Origin of the sequence: Vibrio sp. 10N.222.55.B11, assembly GCF_041473705.1 — a bacterium.
Lineage (GTDB): Bacteria > Pseudomonadota > Gammaproteobacteria > Enterobacterales > Vibrionaceae > Vibrio > Vibrio crassostreae_C.
This window is the reverse complement of sequence record NZ_JBFRST010000037.1, coordinates 198,845-221,274: the sequence shown is the minus strand read 5'-3', so window position 1 is coordinate 221,274 and position 22,430 is coordinate 198,845. Positions and strand designations below refer to the sequence as shown.

20 protein-coding genes and 3 pseudogenes are annotated in these 22,430 nt (G+C 45.6%); 11 read left to right on the top strand and 12 right to left on the bottom strand.

Going from position 1 to position 22,430, the window contains the following annotated elements; genetic code table 11:
• The first annotated feature begins 52 nt into the window (after positions 1-52).
• Positions 53-487, top strand: coding sequence for an N-acetyltransferase (locus AB4503_RS13745; RefSeq protein WP_017062214.1), 435 nt, complete (start codon positions 53-55; stop codon positions 485-487).
• Between the two features lie 74 nt (positions 488-561).
• Here AB4503_RS13745 and AB4503_RS13740 read toward each other — a convergent pair whose 3' ends face one another.
• The 4 genes from AB4503_RS13740 to AB4503_RS13725 form a co-directional block, all read right to left on the bottom strand.
• On the bottom strand, positions 562-1,029 hold the full coding sequence (locus AB4503_RS13740) for a DUF3429 domain-containing protein (RefSeq protein ID WP_372115103.1): 468 nt from the start codon (positions 1,027-1,029) through the stop codon (positions 562-564).
• Positions 1,026-1,571 (bottom strand): glutathione peroxidase, encoded by a 546-nt coding sequence (locus tag AB4503_RS13735; protein ID WP_017062212.1) that lies wholly within the window; start codon positions 1,569-1,571, stop codon positions 1,026-1,028. The genes AB4503_RS13740 and AB4503_RS13735 overlap by 4 nt, the downstream gene beginning before the upstream one ends.
• Before the next feature lie 84 nt (positions 1,572-1,655).
• Positions 1,656-2,999, bottom strand: a complete 1,344-nt coding sequence (locus AB4503_RS13730; RefSeq protein WP_065584895.1) for an AarF/ABC1/UbiB kinase family protein — start codon at positions 2,997-2,999, stop codon at positions 1,656-1,658.
• Positions 3,000-3,396: 397 nt separating this feature from the next.
• Entirely contained in the window at positions 3,397-3,783 is a 387-nt protein-coding gene (locus tag AB4503_RS13725) for a thiol-disulfide oxidoreductase DCC family protein (RefSeq protein ID WP_017062190.1), read from the bottom strand.
• Positions 3,784-3,945: 162 nt separating this feature from the next.
• On the opposite strand from AB4503_RS13725, the gene AB4503_RS13720 reads away from it, so the two are divergent.
• From AB4503_RS13720 to AB4503_RS13695, 6 genes and pseudogenes are all read left to right on the top strand, one after another.
• Positions 3,946-4,503, top strand: a complete 558-nt coding sequence (locus tag AB4503_RS13720) for a DUF1439 domain-containing protein (RefSeq protein WP_017065247.1) — start codon at positions 3,946-3,948, stop codon at positions 4,501-4,503.
• A 224-nt stretch (positions 4,504-4,727) separates the two neighbouring features.
• Positions 4,728-6,289, top strand: a pseudogene (locus AB4503_RS13715) (glutamate synthase-related protein).
• A gap of 248 nt (positions 6,290-6,537) precedes the next feature.
• Positions 6,538-7,059 carry an NADPH-dependent FMN reductase gene (locus AB4503_RS13710; RefSeq protein ID WP_372115101.1) on the top strand — a complete coding sequence of 174 codons (522 nt, stop codon included), beginning with the start codon at positions 6,538-6,540 and terminating at the stop codon, positions 7,057-7,059.
• A 164-nt stretch (positions 7,060-7,223) separates the two neighbouring features.
• A complete protein-coding gene (gene soxR, locus AB4503_RS13705; RefSeq protein WP_372115100.1) occupies positions 7,224-7,673 on the top strand; it encodes a redox-sensitive transcriptional activator SoxR in 450 nt (149 codons plus the stop codon).
• Positions 7,674-7,819: 146 nt separating this feature from the next.
• Positions 7,820-8,200 (top strand): VOC family protein, encoded by a 381-nt coding sequence (locus tag AB4503_RS13700; protein WP_017062185.1) that lies wholly within the window; start codon positions 7,820-7,822, stop codon positions 8,198-8,200.
• A gap of 136 nt (positions 8,201-8,336) precedes the next feature.
• Complete coding sequence (locus AB4503_RS13695) at positions 8,337-8,756, top strand: globin (protein ID WP_017071826.1); 420 nt, start codon at positions 8,337-8,339, stop codon at positions 8,754-8,756.
• 111 nt (positions 8,757-8,867) lie between these two features.
• Here AB4503_RS13695 and AB4503_RS13690 read toward each other — a convergent pair.
• Positions 8,868-9,119 (bottom strand): annotated as a pseudogene (locus AB4503_RS13690) (DUF481 domain-containing protein); the annotation flags it as partial.
• Between AB4503_RS13690 and AB4503_RS13685 the strand changes: the two are divergent.
• A pseudogene (locus AB4503_RS13685) lies at positions 9,115-9,924 on the top strand (sulfatase-like hydrolase/transferase); the annotation flags it as partial. The pseudogenes AB4503_RS13690 and AB4503_RS13685 sit on opposite strands and share 5 nt — an antisense overlap.
• A 56-nt stretch (positions 9,925-9,980) precedes the next feature.
• Here AB4503_RS13685 and AB4503_RS13680 read toward each other — a convergent pair.
• From AB4503_RS13680 to AB4503_RS13665, 4 genes are all read right to left on the bottom strand, one after another.
• Positions 9,981-11,018: a LacI family DNA-binding transcriptional regulator gene (locus tag AB4503_RS13680; RefSeq protein WP_017065252.1), complete on the bottom strand. Its 1,038-nt coding sequence runs from the start codon at positions 11,016-11,018 to the stop codon at positions 9,981-9,983.
• A gap of 197 nt (positions 11,019-11,215) precedes the next feature.
• Entirely contained in the window at positions 11,216-12,301 is a 1,086-nt protein-coding gene (locus AB4503_RS13675; RefSeq protein ID WP_017065839.1) for a porin, read from the bottom strand.
• A 248-nt stretch (positions 12,302-12,549) separates the two neighbouring features.
• Positions 12,550-13,566: a nuclear transport factor 2 family protein gene (locus AB4503_RS13670; protein WP_017065254.1), complete on the bottom strand. Its 1,017-nt coding sequence runs from the start codon at positions 13,564-13,566 to the stop codon at positions 12,550-12,552.
• Positions 13,567-13,691: 125 nt separating this feature from the next.
• Entirely contained in the window at positions 13,692-14,996 is a 1,305-nt protein-coding gene (locus AB4503_RS13665; protein ID WP_372115098.1) for an MFS transporter, read from the bottom strand.
• 348 nt (positions 14,997-15,344) lie between these two features.
• Between AB4503_RS13665 and AB4503_RS13660 the strand changes: the two genes are divergently transcribed.
• Entirely contained in the window at positions 15,345-16,886 is a 1,542-nt protein-coding gene (locus tag AB4503_RS13660) for a sodium:solute symporter family transporter (RefSeq protein ID WP_017065256.1), read from the top strand.
• Between the two features lie 26 nt (positions 16,887-16,912).
• On the top strand, positions 16,913-18,283 hold the full coding sequence (locus AB4503_RS13655) for an L-serine ammonia-lyase (protein ID WP_017104142.1): 1,371 nt from the start codon (positions 16,913-16,915) through the stop codon (positions 18,281-18,283).
• Positions 18,284-18,382: 99 nt separating this feature from the next.
• On the opposite strand, the gene AB4503_RS13650 is transcribed toward AB4503_RS13655, so the two are convergent.
• Positions 18,383-18,868 (bottom strand): Lrp/AsnC family transcriptional regulator, encoded by a 486-nt coding sequence (locus AB4503_RS13650; RefSeq protein ID WP_017065258.1) that lies wholly within the window; start codon positions 18,866-18,868, stop codon positions 18,383-18,385.
• Between the two features lie 122 nt (positions 18,869-18,990).
• Here AB4503_RS13650 and AB4503_RS13645 point away from each other — a divergent pair, with 122 nt between their 5' ends.
• Positions 18,991-19,590, top strand: a complete 600-nt coding sequence (locus AB4503_RS13645) for a LysE family translocator (RefSeq protein ID WP_372115096.1) — start codon at positions 18,991-18,993, stop codon at positions 19,588-19,590.
• Between the two features lie 136 nt (positions 19,591-19,726).
• On the opposite strand, the gene ahpF is transcribed toward AB4503_RS13645, so the two are convergent.
• Both ahpF and ahpC read right to left on the bottom strand, forming a co-directional pair.
• Positions 19,727-21,319, bottom strand: coding sequence for an alkyl hydroperoxide reductase subunit F (gene ahpF / locus AB4503_RS13640; protein WP_102320539.1), 1,593 nt, complete (start codon positions 21,317-21,319; stop codon positions 19,727-19,729).
• Positions 21,320-21,517: 198 nt separating this feature from the next.
• On the bottom strand, positions 21,518-22,075 hold the full coding sequence (gene ahpC / locus AB4503_RS13635; RefSeq protein WP_016798107.1) for an alkyl hydroperoxide reductase subunit C: 558 nt from the start codon (positions 22,073-22,075) through the stop codon (positions 21,518-21,520).
• Positions 22,076-22,430 lie beyond the last annotated feature (355 nt).

The following is a 22,430-nucleotide window of genomic DNA, read 5'->3' as shown; positions in this document are numbered from 1 at the left end:
CCTTTGAGTTTGCATGTTTAAACTTGAGGTTCGGTTTAAATGAGGTCTATCTATGAATGTTGTTTGTGCGGAAAAACAAGAACTGGCTGATATCTACCAGCTTGAACATGCTTTGTTTGGCGCTCACGCCTATCCGCTGTTTTTCTTTCGTCAGGCCTTTGATTGCTGGGGAAAAGGTTTATTGGTTGCTAAGCAAGACTCAAAGATTGCTGGCTATGCCTTAACGACAACCACAGACAAGCAGAATGAGTTTTGGGTCCTATCATTGGCTGTAGACCAGAATTATCGTGGCATGGGAGTTGGCCGGAAACTGATGCAACAGGCGGTTGAGCAGTTGCCTCGAGATGCTAGGCTTTTGCTCACTGTAGACCCAAATAACACATCGGCTCGTGCGCTTTATGCATCGATGGGGTTCGTTACCATCAAGCAAGAAGACAACTACTTTGGTGATGATGAGCCGAGGTTAGTGATGAAGCTCATCATCTAGATTGTTGCTAACGGTTTTTAACAAAGGCGCTTAACTCAATCAAAGGCTCACACTTCAAAGACAATCTCGTAGCTCTAGGTTAGCATCACGATACCGTGCATTAACACGACACTAGAGGTCAGCCGAGTCCTCATATCAAAGTAGCCATCAGGACCTTGGCTCTGGTTCTCTTCTCTCATCGTCCTTTCAGCTCGCCAAACCGCAATATAACCAAAGATGAGAATCAGAGTTGTCACTAGCTCTTTTTGTTCGCCAAGCAATACTGCCAGCCAAGCGATGAGCACAATCGCGTTGCTTATTAGCAGTGCTTTGTTACTTGATTGGCTTTCAAAGTTTTCGATGCCATTTGCCCACAAGATCCCTGAAAGAAAACTCAAAATTGCCACGCTGTAGGTGATGAACAGCGTTTCACCGCTTATCCCCATAAATTCGCTGTCGGTGAGCGAAAGGAGAAGACCGAATAAAAACGGAATTAACCCCATGTACCCCAGTTTGGCCATGGTGTTACGGGTTTGAGTTGTTGCCATGTAATCCGCCTTCATAACTGCTGCTCAATCGCGTTTTTGAGCGTGGCACTCACTGGAGATGTGGAGCTAGGGAAGGTGGCGACGACTTTACCTTCTTTACTGATCAAGAATTTGTAAAAGTTCCATTTAGGCGTTACGCCCGCTTGCTGTTGTATCTCTGTAAACACGGGGTTGGCGTTGCTACCAGACAGTGAAGCTCGCGCCATCATTGGGAAGGTCACGCCATAGTCTAGGTAACAAACCTTTGCCGTCTTCTCTTCGCTTCCCTTGTCTTGGCGAAAATCATTACTTGGGAAACCGATAACCGTGAAGCCTTGGTCTTTGTAGGTTTGATGAAGTTGCTCGAGTTGCTCAAACTGCGGAGTGAAGCCACATTGGCTCGCTGTATTTACCACCAATAGAGTTTTGCCTTGAAACTCATCGCACAAGGCGATTTCTTCGGTTGAGTTTAACAAGCGCTGTTTGCCATTAAGTATTTCGGGACAGCTCGCTGCAAAGGCGATGGAACTCGTGAGGCTTGTAATCAGTGCGGTTGAGCAAAGTAGTGAACATTTCATAGGGTTGGCTCATTTTAGTTGGCGTAATGGTTATTACTCTTGAGCACGATGAAATGATCACTTTGCGTATTATTTACTGTCTCATTAACTCGCGCTTTTAGTTGTGCTTTTGCTCTCTGAGATAAGATATGGAGCGACCAAGCGACTGATATTCACTTTTGCACCAAGGCGAGCCGCTAATAGATACATGCCACCAATTTTTCGGTGCAGGAACAGCGCATCGGCGGGCGGCGTATGCCAATACTCTTGTTCCATGCTCAAAATGGTGCCTGCTTCACGAAGCCTTTGTGCCAATCCACTGGCTTTGAAGTCGTACTCTTCGTCAACTAACATCGGCTCACAGGCCATCTTCACTAGATTTAGAATCGCTTGGCGTTGTTCGGGAAGAATTGTCTCGCTAAAGAATCCTATTTGCTCTAAAGCTCGGTTGAGCACTTGCTCATCGTTGTTAATGACAGAGGAAAAGGCCAAGCGATAACCCTCGCTGAAGCGGTCACTGTACTCACGGGTTGCTCCGAAATCTAATAAGCCAATTTGTCGGGTGTTTTCAACATAAAGGTAGTTGGCGAAATTGGGATCGGTTTGCACCATCTTAAAATCGAACAACTCTCTGAACAGAAGCTCCAGTAAGCTGTGCATTACAAAGTCACGTGTGCTTTGGTCGTAACTTTCGATTTGCTCTATCGAGACGCCTTCGATGAAGTCCATGGCGAGCACCGATTCTGAAGAGACTTGCGGATGAATCTTAGGTACGACGAAGTGAGAGTATTCTTTCAATGCATCATGGTAACGAGTTGCGTAATCAGCTTCGCGAGCATAGTCTGCTTCATCGTGGAGCTGTTTCTTTGCCTCTTCTAACAAGCCTTTGTAGTCGACCGACTTTGGTATCAAGCCAACAATATTGAGCAGCGTGCCCACGTTATCTACATCACTGTCGATACTTTTTCTAATGCCGGGGTATTGGACTTTGACTGCGAGTTTGTCCCCAGCATCACTATAGGCTTGGTGAACTTGTCCGATAGATGCACTGGCGATCGGTTTAAAATTGAAGGACAGGAATTCGGTTTTCCAATGGTTCCCGAGCGAGCTTTCTAACACTTGATTGAGCTGTTTTGTTGGCAGTGGATCGGCATCGGAGCGCAGGCGAGAGAGAATGTCGGCTAACTCTGGTTCTAAGACATCACCCGCATCCATTGATAGCATCTGTCCTAACTTCATAGCCGCACCGCGCAGGTGTGCGAGTTGATCGGTCAGGCGAGCAATGTTTTGTGGCGTTAACAGTAAGTCTTTTGCTTTGGGCCTGTTGCCTTGTGCAATTTGTTTGGTGCCTTCCGTTAGCACGTTACCCGCGACTCTTGTCGCCAACGAAGCGAACTTACTGAATCTAGAAATTCGATGTGTGGGAAGGTTTCTCTCTTTTGCCGACATAAAGGTTCTCTCTGGGAATCAGGGTTGATACCAATCGTAGTAAATAACTGTTCACCCTAGCTTGTTAAAAATCTCGATAAAGTCGTTAGATTTTTTGATTGTAGAATAACTACTTATCGAAACTTCTTGTCGAAAAGAGCCGCCTTGTTCTCAAGCTTTTTTCCTGCGCTATTTCTTGACACTTACCTACTGTGATTGGTATGACTACAAAGTTCTATCAATCATTACACAACCGTATGTTTTGTTGTGCTAACTTGTCGCGTGGAACAGTAAACAGAATTAAAAGGACAAAGCATGAAATTTATTTGGTTGAAAGTGGCCGTTACGGTATTGGTGTTCGCAGCCCTATTTGGCATCGTTTACTACAAAGTCGCCAGCGGCATGTCTTAACTCAACACTATTTTGTGCAGCTGTTACCGTTGCAACGTGATTTTCCGGTTAGCCAAAACGAAATCTTATATCGATTTTTGGCAAACCGTAGATAACACCAATCTGCCATTGGCTTAAAAATCGCCCAACGTAACGGGGCATACAGCCAACCCTTTCCTACTAGCTTCCACGCTTGGTAAGTCACGTCTAAACCGAGCAGCAGCTTTCCGTTTTCGTCCAGTGCATGCAAGATTGTATTGGCTGCCTCGGCATCTATTTGCGGGTAGTTTGAAAACGCTTCACTGTAGATATCGACGGTCTGGATCTGATCTTTGGAATCAGACTTAGTCAGTGCTGCCATCTCTTTTGCACAAAGTGGACAGGTTCCATCGTAAAATATCGTTAATGCAGTCATTGTTTTCCTTACTATTTTCGTCAATTCTCATTGATACGACATCACCATTTAGGTGGATCATTCTGCCCAGTTATCCGACACTGTTATTGTGACAACCAATTTACAGTATCATCTCGAGGTAACATCCGTTCCATGCATTTAAAAAATAAGAGCCTATCTCCAATGACAACAAAGTTAATGAACCGTTTGATTATAGCTGTGACAGCCCTGATGCTCAGTGGTTGTGTTAGCTACAGTATTACCGAGCAAGAAATGACGAAGTACCTTGAAGACTCAGTGATGCTAGAACAAGAGGTTGGTGTACAAAGTGTGATGTACGCACAAGTGGCTGTGGATGATCTAGAAGTGCAAATTGGTCGAGCCGATGCACAACGCGTGTCCGTGTTGGCGAATACCAATGCAAAAGTTCAAGTGTTCAATATGCCTAATATGGGGTTGGATTTAGACTTAGAGTTCAGCGCGATTCCCGAATACGACAAGGAGAGTGGCGAGGTGTATCTAAAGTCGCTGCGACTAGAGCGCTTTGAAGAAAAAGGCAAACAGCTTTCGCCTGAAATAGAGACACTACTCAAACCAGCTGTATCGATGATAGGTTTTGCTTTGTCCCAGTCTCCGGTTTACAAACTCGACAGCAACAAGGTTCAAGAGTCGTTGATTAAGTCATCGGAACCCAATCTAGTGATTAAAGACAATAAATTGGTTATCGAATTGTTTGATTAACCCTCAGTGCATTAGTTTTGACTAAGCTCTCACCCATAATGGCTGCCTACTAGGTAGCCATTTTTGTTTGAGCTCAGTCGGTCATGACTGTTTTTAGTCGGTTTACTCACCTTGTCTATCAGTCTCATTTATTGAATTCGCTGGGTATCTCACCTTTACTTTACTCTTGTGAGCAAGTCATCGCTTCAGTCATCAAATCATAAGAAAGAAAAGGTGAGCGAACTATGAAGAGTCCAGTAATTGCGGATAACAAACCCGTCAAAATCGAGCTGACAGAGGGAGAAGAGTATTACTTCTGTACCTGCGGGAAGTCGAAAAACCAACCGTTTTGTGACGGTTCTCATGCCGGTACGGGGTTCAAACCGAAAAGCTTTGTCGCCGAAGAGAGCGGAGACGCCTACCTTTGTCGCTGTAAGTATTCCAACAACCTTCCTTTCTGCGATGGCACTCATAAACAGTTCACAGCGGAACAAGTTGGGCAAGAAGGCCCGGAGGTTCACATTCAGCGGCTGCGCCAGATTTGTCGCCAGCTGCGAGCGCAACCAAAGAAGAACCTACCGTCGAGTTTATTCATCAACTGGCGCGTGATGGTTTATCCAAGGTTGGACATCATGGGCCAATGACCTCCATGGGCGTTCCAAGACATCTATTGCCTCACTGGGACGATATTCAAGTGATGGTCGCGCAAATGGCCACCAAGCCTTTGCTGGAGAATATGCCCGTTGGGACTGAACTGATTATTGGCCCCAAAGCGAAGAAGCCACTCAAATTGGACATCTCTTTGTTTGTGTCTGATATGAGTTTTGGCTCGCTATCTGAAGAAGCAAAAGTCTCATTGGCGAAAGGTGCCGAACTCGCAGGGACGGGTATCTGCTCCGGTGAGGGCGGTATGTTACCCGAAGAGCAAGCGGCGAACTCTCGCTACTTTTATGAATTAGCCAGTGCTCAGTTTGGTTACGATGAAGCTAAGCTCAAAAACGTTCAAGCCTTCCACTTTAAAGGCGGGCAGGGTGCCAAAACCGGAACGGGCGGGCACTTACCGGGCGCGAAGAACATAGGCAAGATCGCGGAGGTGCGTGGCATTGAAGCGGGCACGGCAGCGATTTCTCCACCCACCTTTGTCGACCTTAACACGGTCGAGGATTTTAAAAAGTTCGCCGACCGTGTTCGAGAGGTGACAGGCGGTATCCCGATTGGCTTTAAGTTAAGTGCCAATCACATCGAAGAAGACATTCAGTTCGCGCTTGATGCCAGTGCCGATTACATCATCTTAGATGGGCGTGGTGGCGGTACAGGGGCGGCGCCAGAAATGTTCCGTGACCATATCAGTGTTCCCACTATTCCAGCACTCGCTCGCGCTAGAGCGTATCTCGATAAACAAGGGGTCAGTGACAGAGTCACCTTAATCATTACTGGTGGGCTTCGTGTTCCAATGGACTTTGTAAAAGCGATGGCGCTTGGCGCTGATGGAGTCGCCATCTCAAACAGTGCCATGCAGTCGATAGGGTGTGTTGCCGCCCGAATGTGCAACACCAATAATTGCCCGGCGGGCATCGCGACTCAAAAAGCCGATTTACGCCAACGGTTAAATGTCGAGAAGGCATCGAACCAATTGAAGAACTTCTTCGAAGCCTCGACTGAATTGATGCAAGTGATGGCGAGAGCGTGCGGTCATGACCATTTGAATCAGTTTAATCCTCACGATTTGGCTACCTGGAATCGCGAAATGGCCGAGCTATCCGGTGTCGCTTACTCTGGTGTCAGTCCATTAAATCAACTTAAGTAAATAATACTTCGATAAAGCACACTCACTGTATTTTGGGTGTGCTGACTTTTTCCTGTGTAATGCCAATCTATGTTTAACCTTTCGTAATTAACTGCTTTATAAGTGCTTTTAAATTATTTCCTATTTCTTGAAAATATCACTTTACCTCAAGTTAACTTGAGGTTTTATTATCATCCCCAATCTAAAAACATAAACAATCACCTTGTCACCTAGTGCATAAAGGTGAGAAAAATGAACAAGGATCAACAATGAAAGTATTAGCGATTGGCGCGACCAACAGTAAAGCATCGATTAACCAACAATTGGCAGCGTACACCGCAAGCTTAGTTGAGGGCGCACAAGTAGAGGTGCTCGATCTTAATGATTTCGAGATGCCTATTTATAGTGAAGATAGAGAAAAAGAGTCCGGCGTTCATCAACACGCGCAGCGCTTTTTTAGCAAGATTGGCGAAGCAGATGCTATTGTCATCTCTTTTGCAGAGTACAACGGTTCATACACCGCAGCCTTTAAGAATGTGTTTGATTGGACATCACGAATCGACATGAAAGTGTACCAAGGCAAACCTGTTGTGATGCTCTCCACATCACCAGGCTCAGGTGGCGCAAGCTCTGTGTTGTCGTCTGCGGTACATTCTGCACCTTACTTTGATGCAGATGTGAAGGGGTCGATGTCGGTGCCAAGTTTCTACGACAACTTTAATGTAGAAACGGGTGAGATCATCAATGCCGAAATGGCCGAGAGCCTGAAATCGATCATGAGTCAGATTTAGAGAGCGAGAACACCACAATAAAACAAAGCAGCCATGTTCACGATTGCTTTTCATTGCGCCCGTTGTCAAAGTTTAAGGACATTAATTGGTTAAGGTAACAATAGGTCGCTACTCTAAAGTTAAAGTAAGCTTTAAATATTTATGATCTCAAGGATAGTGTCGTAATGAGAAACATCGTATACCTCACCATAGGCCAGTTGGCTGAGCGCAGTGGCGTGGCTCCTTCGGCGTTACGTTTTTACGAAACCAAGGGGTTGATTGCTTCGATTCGTACTAACGGAAATCAGCGCCGTTATCAGTCGGCGATGTTGAGACGAATTGCGTTGATCCAAGTCGCGCAGTCGATAGGCTTCACGCTGGAAGAGATCACCGAAGAATTATCGACACTGCCGATGAACCATACCGCGACTAAGCGAGATTGGGAGCGCGTTGCTAAGAAGTGGCAGGGGCAACTCGACAGTAAAATGGCGCAGATTAAATCGCTACAAGAGAACTTAACCGGCTGTATCGGTTGCGGATGCTTGAGTATGCAAAAGTGCAACTTGCTAAATCCTGATGATATCTTGCATGACCAAGGGCAGGGCGCACAACGAATTGTTGAACAGACTTACTGAGTTCCCGAAAGGCATGGAACAGCGAACTAAGTTTCAGGTGTTTGCTCAATGGGTTAAGCAACAGTTGTGACCGAATAGCGTGCCTAGACAAACACGAATTATAGGTCTAGTTTAGATGGTTCTTTCAATAAAAGAAGAGGTTAGTTATGTTCAGCCATGTTTTTCTCGGTACCGATGATATTGAACGCGCGAAGGCTTTTTATGACCCAATCATGAAAGTGCTTGGTTATAGCGAAGGCTCTGTTGATCCCAAAGGGCGCTGTGTTTACGTTAGCCAAACGGGTGTGTTGGGCTTAACGAAGCCGATTGATGGTCAGCCTGCGACTCACGGCAACGGTATGACGGTGGGTTTTCTTGCGTCTTCTCCTGAAGTTGTAGATGAGTGGCATCGAGTTGGCGTCGAAAATGGCGGTACCAGCATTGAAAATGGCCCCGGAGCGAGAGGTTCTGACGAGCGTCGTTTGTACATGGCTTATTTGCGAGATCCTGATGGAAACAAGATTTGTGCAACGCACTTTATGCCGTAGTTTACGTTATGCCATCGTTCATTTTATGCCACAGTGGCGTATACTTAGATCATATTGATGGTTCGGAGTTGGCTAAGTTGCGGCTCTGGACTTGTTAGCTTCCCGATAACTCAAAATTTTGCAAAGGACTGGCTAGATGAAACCGAACGAACTGTTTTATGAAAGTTTTGAGCGCTGCCGGATTGACCAAGAATTTCTCGAAACGTTTTTGGCTGATTTTTGCGAGCATAACCCAAGGTTTTCAGAACGTTTTGAAAATATAGGGTTAGAGCAACAAACCAAGATGCTTAAAGCCTCGATCATTCTTATCTATAACTCTGCGGGTCTGCCGAGCGTGCGTAACTCAGTAAAGAAATTGGGTAAAAGGCATAAAGACCTAGGGCTGGATATTTCCGAGATTGAGCTCAACGAGTGGTTCAATTCGTTACTCAATACAGTTAAAAAATATGACCCTCACTACGATGAAAGCGTCGAACAAGCTTGGACAGAAACTCTCGAGGCCGGCTTAACTATCATGAAGAAAGAGTGCGTAGTTCCAAACACTGTGAATAACTAGGTCGTTGATGGGTAGTTTTGCTTGTTCGTTAGTTAAAACCGGCATTAACTCTTGAAAGATTGACATTGTCAGGTAAGCCTAACGATATCAGGCTTACCTCTTATTGTTTGACTAGAAATGAGCAGCCCAACCAATCAGGAACCCTTGCGATGCGGTATCGTATTCAAAGGTCCCCTTGTTTTCGTAATCAACCCAGGTCGATTTGTAGGCAACATTTAAGTCAGACCAACTGTTTATCTGGTATCGCACGCCAGTTAACAGAGATGAGGTAAAGTTGGTGTCACTACCAAGCCCTGCATCAATGGTTGCGTGAAACTTCCAATCCTTATTGATCTGCGTTATCCATCTCACACCTATTTGGTACTGTCCATCACGCGGTCACGTTTGGACGCACCTGTCACCTGAATACGAAGCGATGCTCGGTCAAAACGGTTGGGGACTCCAAGAAGTGGTCATGAAAGATCTTGATGATCACGTCGGTGAGATGATGGCGAAGATGGAAGAACTCGGTATTGCTGACAACACCATCATCATTTTCACTGCCGATAACGGCCCAGAGATCATGACTTGGCCAGATGGCGGTATGACACCTTATCACGGTGAGAAAGGCACAACTTGGGAAGGTGGCGTAAGAGCCCCTGCATTGGTTAGCTGGCCGGGTAAAATCCCAGCGGGTACTGTAGGCAATGGCATCTTTGATGGTATGGATTGGTTACCCACTCTGGTCGCTGCGGCTGGTGGTCCAACGGATCTAAAAGAAAAACTGCTGAAAGGTCACGATGGCTTTAAAGCGCACCTTGATGGTTACAACCAAGTGGATATGCTGACCGAGAAAGGCGAGTCAAACCGTAAAGAGATCTACTACTACGAACGAGACAAGCTGCAAGCGGTTCGTGTTGGTGATTGGAAGGCGCATTTCATCGTGCAAAACCACGGTTGGAGTGGCCCTAAAGAAGAGCTAAACGCACCATTGCTGTTTAATTTACGTCGTGACCCATACGAGCGAGCGGCGGAAGAGTCGGGCATGTACCTAAAATGGATGGGACAAAAAATGTGGGCATTTGGCCCGGCACAAGTGGCTGTCCAACAACATCTAGCAACCTTCCAAGAGTGGCCTCCAGTGACGCCTGACTCTCCGGCAGAGAAGACCGGTGGTGTAGGTAACTAGTTAAATATCATAAAAAATCCCGCTCACACTGAGCGGGATTTTTGTTTGAAAGCGTCTTAACGTTGGTTCTGTTTTAGCGTCGTGTTTCGTTCAATGAATTTCACTGGCACCATCAGCTTAACCAAGCTTGTGTCTTGCTCTTGAATCTGGCTAACGACAATTTTCACTGATTCACGTGCAAGGCGTCTGAAATCTTGCTTGAAGGTAGTGAGTTGGTAGTTCAACCATTGAGTCTGTGGGATATCGTCAAAACCAATCACTTGAAGATCTTCTGGAATACGCAGGTTAAATTCTAAGCGCGCCACATCCATTACTGCCATCGCGAGGTTATCTGTCGCACAGAAAATCGCTTGAGGATGTGTGGGTTCTGAAAACAGAGTCCGAATGGTATCTAGAGCATCAAGGTAGTCATAGTCAGCTTCAATAACACGAGCTTGCTTGCCTGTTAGATCTTCGAATTCTGAGCAAAAGCCCGATTCACGCTCGCCGTTGGTGTAGGTTGGCACGTTACCTGTCAGGTAAACCGCTGACTTTGTTCCTACGCTATGTAAATGTTGAGCGGCGACTTGGCCTGCAGCGTAGTTGTCACTTATTACATGGCTACTCTTAGTCCCCTCAACTACACGAGCATACTGAACAATGGGGATGTTGAACTCTTCACACTCTTCATAAAGCGACTTATTAAAGGTCGCCGAAGCAGCAATTACGCCATCAACTCGGTATTGGAAGATATTAGGAATCGAGTGGTTGTCGTTTCCATCCACTTGCCAAGGAATCAATACCGCAGAGTAACCCTGCTTTTGTAGCTCAGTAGAGATAAGCTGCAGAGTTTTCATGTGGATAGGGTAGTCGGCATCTGGGAAAACTAAGCCAATCAATTTGGACTCATTTGTCGTCAGACTGCGGGCAAAGGCATTGGGACGATAGTTCAACGATTTTGCTGCATCGAACACTTTTTGCTTGGTCTTTTCAGACACTGAACTGCCCGGGACAAATACACGAGATACAGTTGATTGAGAAACGCCAGCAAGTTTAGCGACATCTTTAGAGGTGACGGTTGGCTTTGACGCCGTGGAGTGTTTTGGAGAGCTCATAGACCATACTTTTGAACCAAATTGATTGTGCATAGAGTAACATAATTAGGTACGTACTCAAAAATACAATATGCCATGATTGGATGAAAAATAAGGGTTAATAGAGAGTGTTGAATATTATTCTGGGTATGACCCAAAAAAGCTCTGCGTAAGAGCAGAGCTTTGTTTAAAGAATTTATGAATCGACTAACTGGGCGTTAGAAGTAGTAACGAATACCTGCAGCGAATTGGTCATCTCTGTTTTCGAATTTATTGCCAACGAGCTGATCTTTACCTAGGTCGAATTGGTATTCAGTCCAAACTAGGAATTTGTTCTTCTGGAAGTGGTATTCAACACCAGGGATAAGCAGGTTACGCTCATAGCCATCTGTTTGGTCATCACGATCTTCCATGTAGTTGTAGTTCAACGTAGGGCGTAGGCCATTGTCGAAGTGGTAGTACGTGTAGATTTCACCACCTAGGGTATCGAACATTACATCCGTACCGCCTTGGCTTACAGCTTCCCAGTTTTCGCCAACATGGAAAGTGGCACCTGCGTAGAAGCCGCCGTTGCTGTAGTTCGCACCCAATAGCATGATGCGCATGTTGTCGCCATTTTCTACGCCAACCACACCTGAGTCTAGGTCTGCAATTTCATTTTGGTGGTAAGCTGCACCTAGTGTTACGCCATCAACCGGTTTGTAAGTGATTGACGCACCCATTCCGTTTTTCAATGAAGCTGTCGCATTACTCGCTAGTGCCACTTCTTCACGTGTCGTTTGGTAAGTGAAGCCGTAGCTTACTTGGTCGTTGATTGAGTTACGGTAAGTAATGGAGTTTTCTGCTCGACCTGTACCAGATGCAATACCCCAGTCAGAAAGGTTGTAAACACCTGAGCCGCGAGTACCGAAGACACGACCTAAGTCGGTGTACCATGCGACGTCATAAAAAGTAGACCACTGCTTAGTACCTGCTGCGATCTTGCCGTATTTGTCGTGCTCTACGCCTGCGTATAGAAGTCGGTCGTAAATATTGTCGCCGTTAGCACCTGAGTTGTAACCCCATTCAGCATGGCCAAAGCCAGTCCAGCCGTTATCGAGTCCCATTTGACCTTTAAGGCCGAAACGAGAGCTACCGCTGTTCCACTCACCGTTGTGGTCGCCGCCCTTATCTTGGTAACGAACGTCGAAACGACCGTCTAAAGTAAGGCTATCGCCCGCGTCATTGGTAAAAGTGTGTGCAGCAAAAGCAGAACCTGAGGTAAGTGCTGTCAGGATCACTGCTGAAAGAATCGACTTTTTCATTGTAATTCTCTTTATTCAGGCCGTAGAAAGCCACCGTGCTTTCAAGCCCGTTATATTGGTAATGGTTTGGCAGGGTGTACCCCATCCATGAGGCACTAGTAGATTCAGTTATTAGTGGAGCAATAATGAATTGGTTGGAGCACTTACTAGGAGCGAGAAGGGTCCCCCAGTAAGCGTGGCAACCTAAATCAGATGTCTATTTAGGTTGCCACTATTTCGTTTCAATCTTTTGGATTAAAGCGTATCGATTACAGCGTTGGGTTCATGATGCTTGAAGTGCGTTCGAACACATCTAGACCTTGCTGTTGTAGCCAGTAAGGAAGGTCGATAAGAACCCAGTTCTCAGACAGTTTGTCACCGTCACGGTAGTAAACGTCAACTACTTGCATGTTTGCACGTACTTCACCGCCAGTCATACCTAGGAAGCCACCTGTTGGTGTGTTTGATAGGTTTGGCCAACCGAAGAAACAAGAGAAGTTACCTTCAGCGAAACGACAAACGTGGCCGTTGAACTTCTTGTCTTTCAGGTTGTTACGGAAAGGAAGTTGGTGCTGTTGTTGGTAGCGAGGAATTGTGTAAGACGCGCCGATACCACATGGGCCGTACCAAATCATGTCTTTTGACCAGCTCTTCGCTAGTACTTCTGGTGGGCAACCCATCGCGCCGCTGTCGTTAAGAGCAGACAGGTCATCAACCATTTTGTTTACTAGAGCAAGTGTCGCAACACCTTCTTCTGGAGCCGCGTCTTCGAATAGCAGACCGTCGTGGTTACGTGGGCCAGGGTATACGAAGTGCTTACCAGTTGATGGTGGAAGTGGGTAGCAACCCGCTTGATCCATCATGCCTAGTAGGTCTAGAAACAGGCCTGTCTTAGTGATTTTGCCATCAACAACACAGTTAAATTCTGCGTAGCGAACGTTCATGATCTTGCCAGTTGGGCGCATACCTAGGTATTCAGCGTCGAATAGACCCATGAAGTGACCCATGCTCATTACCCAAATCTCATCTGGGTTAACTTCGTTGTTACCACCGATGAAGATGTCTTGACGACGCTGCATGCGAGTCATTGACTTCATCATTGGTGCCCAGAATACGTCAGCTGCTGCTTGTGCGCCTTCTTGCTCACGGAATGGGTAAACACCGCGCCACAAGTAATCTTCAGAAGTGTGTGCTTTTAAAACTTCAGCAACGTTCTCGTGAGTTGCGTTTTCCATTGCATCGAAGTATTCACGAACAATGCGTTTCGCTTCTTGATATTTAGACATAATAATTTCTCTTTGTGTTGTCGAGTCAACATTCGGAACAGGACTCGATTTGGATTTTGTTACCGGCTGATTTATCAGCCGGCTTTAAACTTTTCGTATTTGAACTTCAGCGTATGAATGTCGAATTAAGCTTTTGCTGCTTCAGCTTTTTTGCTCTTGTCGAAGACGCCACCTTTTAGAGTTTCAGGCAGTGTTAGCCATAGTAGGCCGGCGATAATCCATACGATTGGTGAGCCCCACATTGCTGTTTGTAGGTCGGTACGCTCTTGGATGAAGATAAGAACCATTGGTGCCCACATGCCGATAATACGACCGCCATGGAATAAAGCTGCACCATAGCTACGCAAGCGTGCTGGGAACAATTCAGAGAAGTAACCGCCCCATACTGCAGAAGCAGACAGGCCGAAGTTGTAGATAAGACCCAGAAGAGCCAGCATGTTTAGGCCGCCAATCATCATGTCGCCAGGTGCGACAAAGAAGATAGAAACCATGATACCTGCGAGGATGAAGCCGAACGCGTTGATCTTACGACCGTACTTATCGGCTGCCCATCCCCAGAACCAAGCACCGAAGAGTGAACCAAATGCTGAGATAGAGAAGATCAAACCGATGGTTGCACCATCAAACATACGAACATCTTTCAGGTAGGTAGTTACAAAGCCACCGAAGAATTGGAATCCGTAGAAGTTAAGACCAGAAAGAAGTAAACAAGTAATCGTAATTTTGCGGTAAGGCTTGCTTAACATCTCACCCCAAGAACCTTTTTTAGCTTCGGTTACTTCCCCAGCTGTATTGGTTGTTGTTTGTTGATCTTCTTCACCGTAGGCGATCACAATTTTGTCGCTTGGTAATACAAAGATCATTAACGCAGCTGCTACAAGCGGTGGAATACCACCTACCCACATTAGGCTCTGCCAAGGTGCATCAACACTTGTAATGAAGGCTGCGTAAGCGCCCATTGCCACTAAAGCAACAGAGAACATTGAAGAAGCAAAAGCAGTCAACTTACCGCGAACCGTTGGTGTAAATAGGCCAATCATCAAAGATACAGCTACAGTGAAGTAACCACCTAAAGATAGTCCAATGATGAAACGCATTGCAGCCCAAGTGGCGTAGTCGGTAAACATCATGTTGATGATGGTTGCACCACCGTTTAATGCCGTAATTGCTATTAGTGTGGACTTCTTGCCGAACTTGGTTGCGAACCATGCACAGCTCAGAGCACCAATCAGAGCACCAACCGACTGCCAAGTGTAGAACTGAGCGGTATCAGAAAGGCTAATACCAGCATATTCTTCCACAATGTATGGGCGTACGTAGTCAATAATTACAAAGTTATAACAATAAAAAAAGTAACCTACTAGAATTGCTAGATATGCGGCTACCCTTTGAATCATAGGAACTTCGCTCATGTGTTTTTTAATGGTCATGACCGATAAACCTTTATTTTATATAGGGTGGTTTTGGTTTTAATTATTGTGTGTTGATTCTTTATCTTCATCACACCGTCTTCATTTCGGGAGAGATAATAGAATTTTTGTGGTTATTAGATCCGTGATCAAAGTCAATTTTAAAATGAGTGCGTACCCATTTTGTGCATTTTAGTGATCTTGATCTCATTTAACTGGGTTTTTGTGCTTTGTGGGGTGGTTTGAGTGTTTAATCGTCTATCTTAGTGATAATAGTCACACTTATTGTGGGTTTTTGAGGGAAAACATCCATTTTTGAGTACTATTGGCAGCGAATTAATTGCGACATACAATAAACGGAATCTAAAAATGGTTACGTACTCAAGTTTTGTGGTTATTGCTCTTTATGTGCTAACTACTTTGTTTATCAGCTACTTAGTTAATAGGCGCTATAGCGTCGGTGGCGACTTTTCGACTGGTGGAAAACAGTTTGGTTGGTTTACGGCAGGTGTGTCGATTCTTGCAACCTACATCAGCGCAATGACGTTCGTTGGCATGCCGGGCTGGGTTTATAGCTCAGGCATGGAAGCGATGAGCGTACATTTGAACTATCCAATAGTGATCTTTTTCACTGTGCTTTTCTTTGTTCCGGTGTTTTACAAGCTCGGCCTAACCTCGATTTACGAATACCTAGAGCACCGCTTTGGCGTTGTTGCTCGCACGATCAATTCCATCGTGTTCATTGTGGTTCAGTGTATTTCGGCAGGGGTTATTCTGTATGCGGTAGCCCTGATCTTAGTGCAAGTGCTGCCAGTGAGTATCTCTGAGGCGATCATCTACATCAGCGTATTTACTGCGTTGTATACCTATGCGGGTGGTATCTCGACTGTAATCTGGACTGACATGCTTCAGTCAGCAGTGTTGATTATCGGCAGCATTGCGATCTTTGTTTTATTGCTGATGAAAATCGATGCGGGCGAGATGTTGTCTCCTGAACATTTGAATATCATCAATCTCGATTTTGACTTAGGCGTCGATACCACATTGTGGGCCGGCGTAGTGGCTGTGAGCTTCTTGCACCTGAGTGTGTATGGCACTAACCAACTGATTATTCAAAGAACATTGGCGACTAAGTGTGTTAAAACAGCGCAAAAATCGATGTTGCTTTGTGGCTACGGCGCATTTTTTGTTTATCTGTTCTTTGCTGTGATGGGGGTGCTGTTAAGTGTCTTTTATCAAGACAGCAGTTTTGAAAACAGCAACGAAGTGATTCTCGATTTTGTGTTTAACCATACCAACCCAATCATTGTTGGTTTGGTGATCTCAGCACTTTCGGCTGCGGCAATGTCGACATTGGATTCCACCTATAACTCAATGGCGACGGTCGCAACGTTCGATTTCTATAAGCGCTTCTTCCGTAAGCAAGCCTCTGACGCGCACTATGAATCAGTGGCTAGAAAAATGAGCCTGGTTGCTGCAGCGTCGGTTGTTGTGCCTGCGTTACTGGCTGTTTCTAATGAATCAGTGCTTAAAACGATTGCGAGCTTAACCTCTATTTTTGTTGGTATTCGCCTTGGCTCTTTCATCTTGGGTTTGTTCTTCAAACAAGCAAACGAGAAAGGCGTAATTGCGGGCAGTATTGGCAGTGTGGCCGTCGTATTCATCGCCAAATACAGCGGAATAGCTTGGCCTTGGTTTGCCTTGATTGGCACTGTGGTTTTCTTAGTGTTAGGTGTTGTTGTGAGCCGCTTCTGGGGAGAGGTAACCGAGCAACAAAATGAATTTATAGAAAAGCAAAAGCATTTGTTTGCAAAGCCTACCGCGAGTCATTATGGCTTGTTGGTGTTCGCTGTTGTGACTATTGCTGCTTGTACTGTTATCCCTGATTGGCTTTATGCTGCTCTTTCTTAATTGACCGATTTTTTACTGGTATATCTATGTTATCGATCTTTGACATCTACAAAATTGGTGTGGGGCCATCGAGCTCTCACACCAACGGCCCAATGATTGCGGGTTTCCATTTCACACAATTAATCGCTGATAAAATCGCTGAAGTGACGCGTGTTCAGGTGGATTTATACGGTTCTTTGTCATTGACTGGCATAGGTCACCATACCGACAGAGCTACAATATTGGGGCTACTCGGCAATAAACCAGACACCATCAAAATCACCAGCGCAAACCAAGCAATGCGTCATGCCGTAGACAGTGGTGAGATGGATTTAGCGGGCACCAAGCACATTGCCTTCAACTACGAAACCGACATGTTGTTCCACAAAGACAATCTGCCTCTGCATGAAAATGGCATGATGATTACTGCGTTTGACCAGAGTGGCAACGTGATTGTCGATGAAACTTATTATTCGATTGGCGGCGGTTTTATCGCAACTGCTGATGAACTGCAAAATGGTACTCAAACCCAAGCGGTAGAAGTTCCTTTCCCGTTCAAAAACGCCGATGAAATGCTTCAACAAGCTGACAATAGTGGGATGAGCCTCGGTGGTATGATTCTAAAAAATGAAGCGGAGTTCGAAGGCGCTGACATTATTTCAGAGAAAGCGGATCAAATCTGGCGAGTGATGAGTCGTTGTATGGAGCGTGGCTTTGAAACCGAAGGCATTCTTGATGGTGGTTTGAACGTAACTCGTCGTGCGCCTAACCTACTGAAAAAGTTAGAAGCGAATGCGGCGGTTGAAAACGACCCAATGGAAATCATGGATTGGATTAACTTGTTTGCGTTTGCGGTTAGCGAAGAAAATGCGGCTGGTGGCCAAGTGGTAACATCACCAACCAATGGTGCGGCGGGCGTTATTCCTGCTGTGTTGATGTACTACCATCGCTTCATTAAAGAGTTGGATACTAAGCAGTTAAAAGATTTCTTAGCGGTATCGGGCGCGATTGGTATTCTGTACAAAACTAACGCTTCGATCTCTGGTGCGGAAGTAGGATGCCAAGGTGAGGTAGGCGTATCATCCTCTATGGCGGCTGCGGGATTAACGGCACTACGCGGTGGCAGCAATGAGCAGATCTGTATTGCGGCGGAAATCGCGATGGAACACTCATTGGGTATGACTTGTGACCCAATTGGCGGCTTGGTTCAAGTGCCGTGTATCGAGCGAAATGCGATGGGTGCGATGAAGGCAATTAATGCATCTCGCATGGCATTGAAGCGAAACAGCAAGTCTTTGATCTCACTCGATAAGGTCATCGCAACCATGTACCAAACCGGTAAAGACATGAACAAGAAATATCGTGAAACATCACTCGGTGGTTTAGCCTTGATCCATCTAGCTCATCCTTGTGAATAGCTAAGCCAGTTAACCTAGTAAATAATAACGTTAAGCCCAGAGCCTTAGACTTTAGAAATCTATCGCGGCTGGGCTTTTTGTTTTATGTGTTTTAGGGAGCTAATCTGAAAGCGGTAATCGATAGCTGTTTTTCAACTCTTTTACTGAGATGTTCGACTGAATCGCACTCACGCCTTTGACTCGTCTGATCGAGCTAATACGCTCAAAGTACTCTTCCAAATCTTTGGCCAACACTTGCACCATGTAATCGGCGCCGCCTGCAATGCAGTGACACATAGGAATCCAATCGGTTACCGCGACAAATTCTTCGAATGGTTCTGTGTTTTCAACTTCATGGTTACCCAAGGTCACAAGAGTAAAACCAGCCACATGAAAGCCTAATTTCTTACGATTCAGCTTAGCGGCGTAACCATCGATATAGCCAGTTTCCTCCATGCGTTTCCAACGACGCCAGCATGGGGTTTCGCTGAGGTTGACCTTCTCTGCGAGCTTGCTGTTGCTCATGCGTCCGTCTTGCTGGATATGCTCTAAGATGGCGATATCTGTGTCATCCAATACTTCTTTGGTGGATTCTTTCTGTTTCATGGCTATTTTGGAAAATTCTTGCTCAAATTTGGATTAATATTAGCCTATATAGCAATTTAATTCCTAGTCGAATCTGTAAACTCTCTCCCTATAAATACTTTACTTATTAGGAGTGAGAGGAAATGAGCTCTCAATTAATGATGGCGTTCTTGCTATTTTCAACATCAATTGCAATTACCCCTGGGGCAGGCAATATCGCATTACTTGGGATTTCAAGTCGTTATGGATTTGCTGCGACTTTACCTTTTATCTCTGGGAACGCTGTTGGCATCATCATCGTACTGGCGGGTTCTAGTGTCGGTTTGGTGAGCCTATTTACCCTTTACCCAGAGCTATACAGCATTTTGAAATACGCGGGTGCGGCTTATTTGCTGTTCATGGCGTGGTCGATTGCGAATATGCAAATCGAAGAAAGCACCACCGACAATCGTTCAGGCTTTGTGTCGGGTGTGTTGGTGCAGGTGTTAAATCCTAAAGGTTGGATAGCGTCATTAACCGTGTTTTCGCAGTTCATCACTCCGAATGCAGATTACTTGATTCAAGTCGTGACCATTATCGCGGGTATGGTGATTACCGGTGTACCGTGCATGTTGGTGTGGGCGTATTGCGGCACCATGCTTAAAAAGCTACTGCAATCACCAAAACAGATGATGTTTGTGAACCGTTGCTTGGGCGGAAGCTTAGCGATGGTGGTTGCCTTTATGCTTTATCAACCGGCGTAAATCACAAAGAAAAAAACCACTCCTAAATCCATAGGAGTGGCGTCTAAATGTCGACTAAGTCGTTAACAGTAAAGAATTAAGTTAACAAATATTTAAGGAGCTTGAGTTAAAAGCTTTAAGCTTTTCAGTGTAAAGGTTAAGCGGTTTCAGCCTCTTTAACTGGAGCTGAGTTACGGATTAGGTGGTCAAATGCACCTAAGCTTGCTTTCGCACCTTCACCCATCGCAATGATGATCTGTTTGTAAGGTACGGTTGTTACGTCACCCGCTGCGAACACACCTTTCATTGATGTTGCGCCATGAGCGTTAATTTCAATTTCACCGCGTGGTGAGAGCTCAACTTTCGAACCCTTCAACCATTCGCTGTTTGGCATTAGGCCGATTTGAACAAAGATACCTGCGAGTTCAATCTGTTTAAGTTCATCGGTGTTGCGGTCTTTGTATTCCAGACCGGTTACACGGTTGCCATCACCAATCACTTGCGTTGTTTGTGCCATCTTGATGATTTCGATGTTTGGTGTTGCGTTCGCTTTGTCGATAAGCACTTGGTCGGCACGCAGTGTGTTCGCAAACTCAAGCACAGTTACGTGTTCCACGATACCTGCTAGGTCGATAGCCGCTTCAATACCTGAGTTACCGCCACCGATAACCGCTGTTTTTTTGCCTTTGAACAATGGACCGTCACAGTGTGGGCAGTAAGCAACACCTTTGTTGCGGTACTCTTGCTCGCCCGGAACGTTCATTTCACGCCAGCGAGCACCTGTACTTGTGATAACCGTGCGAGCTCGTAGTGTTGCGCCGCTCTCTAGCTCAACGTGGATGTAGCCGTCTTCAGTGTCTTCTGCTGCAATGATGTTTGCAGCGCGCTGCTCAGTCATCACTTCAACACCGTACTCTTTTACGTGCTCTTCAAGGCTTGCCACTAATTTAGGGCCAGTTGTCGCTTTTACTGAGATAAAGTTCTCAATCGCCATGGTGTCCATCACTTGGCCGCCGAATCGGTCAGCAACCACACCAGTACGAATGCCTTTACGTGCAGCATAAATTGCCGCTGAAGAACCTGCAGGGCCGCCGCCGACAACCAATACATCAAACGGTGCTTGTTGGTTTAGGTTTGCTGCTTTCTTTTCCGCTGCGCCTGAATCAACCTTGTTAAGGATTTCAGCCAGTGACATACGGCCTTGACCAAATAGCTCACCATTAACGAATACACTTGGTACTGCCATGATGTCGCGAGACTTCACTTCATCTTGGAATGCTGCGCCGTCGATCATCGTTGTCTTAACCAGAGGATTAATCGCCGACATCATATTGAAGGCTTGAACCACTTCTGGACAGTTTTGGCATGAGAGCGAGATAAAAATCTCTACATTAAGCTCTTGATCGAGTTCTTTAATTTGCTCGATTACGTCCGCTTCAAGCTTGATAGGGTGACCACCACTATGAAGCAGTGCTAGAACCAGTGACGTAAATTCGTGACCCATTGGCAAACCGGCAAAACCGATCGCGGTGCCTTTCTCTTGGTTCACGACCTGCATGATAGGGCTGCGAGTGCTTGCGCTGTCATCGCGAGTCACTTCAATTTTATCGGTTAAAGACGAGATGTCATTCGCCAGATCTTGAAGTTTGTTCGCGGTGTCGCTGCCATCCAGGCTAAGCACTAACTGAACATTGGTTTTTAGGTTTTCTAGGTATGCTTTTAGCTGCTGCTTCATTGCTTGATCTAACATAATCGTGCCTGCTCTTAAATTCTGTGTCTTGGTATTGACCAATACCTTCTTGCTGAAAAAGGAAAATAAAAAGGGGGCGCAAGTCGGCAAATATTGTGGTGTTGATGTTTTGAAAGGGTGGCGCGCGACTGCCCTTTAGGAGGGGGGCCGAAGCGCGCCTGTAGAACCGTTTAGCTATTCTTGTTAGCTAGGCTTAGATTAAATCTTGCCTACTAGGTCTAGAGATGGAGCTAGAGTCTCTTCGCCTTCTTTCCATTTAGCTGGGCAAACTTCACCTGGGTTAGCGGCTACGTATTGTGCTGCTTTAACCTTGCGTAGTAGGTCTTCTGCGTCACGGCCGATGCCTTCAGCTGTGATTTCCATTGCTTGGATAACGCCTTCAGGGTCGATTAGGAACGTTGCACGGTCTGCAAGGCCTTGACCTTCACGCATAACGTTGAAGTTATTTGTGATGTTGCCAGTTTGGTCGCCTACCATGAAGTATTCGATAGTGCCGATTTTGTCAGAAGTATCGTGCCATGCTTTGTGAGAGAAGTGAGTGTCAGTTGATACTGAGTAAACTTCTACGCCGCGAGATTGAAGCTCTGCGTATTTGTCTTGTAGGTCAACTAGCTCAGTTGGACATACAAACGTGAAGTCTGCTGGGTAGAAGAAGAATACAGCCCACTTGCCTTTAACGTCTTGCTCAGTGATTTCTACGAATTCGCCGTTTTTGAATGCTGTTGCGTTGAATGGTTTGATTTCTGTGTTGATCATGATTTGACTCTCTTTCTAATTTATAGTGTTTAACGCTATCCCGCGTCGATGTAGATATATTGCATTGCCACCGAAAATTAGTGAAATCGGACATTTCTATAGATTCAATAGGCAAATCCTATCTTTGATAGAAGAAGGCTATCGATAAAAGTTATCAACAAAAGCCATCAAAGCGGGCACTGCTCTATTTGGGTAGCTACGCTTTTTAGGTTGTTCTCTACATAAGGCTTATCTCTATTAGCGTGAGCATCTATTTATAGTGTGAGCATCTATGTATAGCGTGAACATCTATGTAGATACTGCTTCTTTAAGTGTTCTGAGATCTCATGGTTATCTATAAATAACAAAAAATTAT

Bases quoted from the DNA above. Each gene is read 5' to 3' on its own strand.
- AB4503_RS13745 (WP_017062214.1), top strand. From the start codon at position 53: ATGAATGTTGTTTGTGCGGAAAAACAAGAACTGGCTGATATCTACCAG.
- AB4503_RS13740 (WP_372115103.1), bottom strand. From the start codon at position 1,029: ATGAAGGCGGATTACATGGCAACAACTCAAACCCGTAACACCATGGCC.
- AB4503_RS13735 (WP_017062212.1), bottom strand. From the start codon at position 1,571: ATGAAATGTTCACTACTTTGCTCAACCGCACTGATTACAAGCCTCACG.
- AB4503_RS13730 (WP_065584895.1), bottom strand. From the start codon at position 2,999: ATGTCGGCAAAAGAGAGAAACCTTCCCACACATCGAATTTCTAGATTC.
- AB4503_RS13725 (WP_017062190.1), bottom strand. From the start codon at position 3,783: ATGACTGCATTAACGATATTTTACGATGGAACCTGTCCACTTTGTGCA.
- AB4503_RS13720 (WP_017065247.1), top strand. From the start codon at position 3,946: ATGACAACAAAGTTAATGAACCGTTTGATTATAGCTGTGACAGCCCTG.
- AB4503_RS13710 (WP_372115101.1), top strand. From the start codon at position 6,538: ATGAAAGTATTAGCGATTGGCGCGACCAACAGTAAAGCATCGATTAAC.
- soxR (WP_372115100.1), top strand. From the start codon at position 7,224: ATGAGAAACATCGTATACCTCACCATAGGCCAGTTGGCTGAGCGCAGT.
- AB4503_RS13700 (WP_017062185.1), top strand. From the start codon at position 7,820: ATGTTCAGCCATGTTTTTCTCGGTACCGATGATATTGAACGCGCGAAG.
- AB4503_RS13695 (WP_017071826.1), top strand. From the start codon at position 8,337: ATGAAACCGAACGAACTGTTTTATGAAAGTTTTGAGCGCTGCCGGATT.
- AB4503_RS13680 (WP_017065252.1), bottom strand. From the start codon at position 11,018: ATGAGCTCTCCAAAACACTCCACGGCGTCAAAGCCAACCGTCACCTCT.
- AB4503_RS13675 (WP_017065839.1), bottom strand. From the start codon at position 12,301: ATGAAAAAGTCGATTCTTTCAGCAGTGATCCTGACAGCACTTACCTCA.
- AB4503_RS13670 (WP_017065254.1), bottom strand. From the start codon at position 13,566: ATGTCTAAATATCAAGAAGCGAAACGCATTGTTCGTGAATACTTCGAT.
- AB4503_RS13665 (WP_372115098.1), bottom strand. From the start codon at position 14,996: ATGACCATTAAAAAACACATGAGCGAAGTTCCTATGATTCAAAGGGTA.
- AB4503_RS13660 (WP_017065256.1), top strand. From the start codon at position 15,345: ATGGTTACGTACTCAAGTTTTGTGGTTATTGCTCTTTATGTGCTAACT.
- AB4503_RS13655 (WP_017104142.1), top strand. From the start codon at position 16,913: ATGTTATCGATCTTTGACATCTACAAAATTGGTGTGGGGCCATCGAGC.
- AB4503_RS13650 (WP_017065258.1), bottom strand. From the start codon at position 18,868: ATGAAACAGAAAGAATCCACCAAAGAAGTATTGGATGACACAGATATC.
- AB4503_RS13645 (WP_372115096.1), top strand. From the start codon at position 18,991: ATGAGCTCTCAATTAATGATGGCGTTCTTGCTATTTTCAACATCAATT.
- ahpF (WP_102320539.1), bottom strand. From the start codon at position 21,319: ATGTTAGATCAAGCAATGAAGCAGCAGCTAAAAGCATACCTAGAAAAC.
- ahpC (WP_016798107.1), bottom strand. From the start codon at position 22,075: ATGATCAACACAGAAATCAAACCATTCAACGCAACAGCATTCAAAAAC.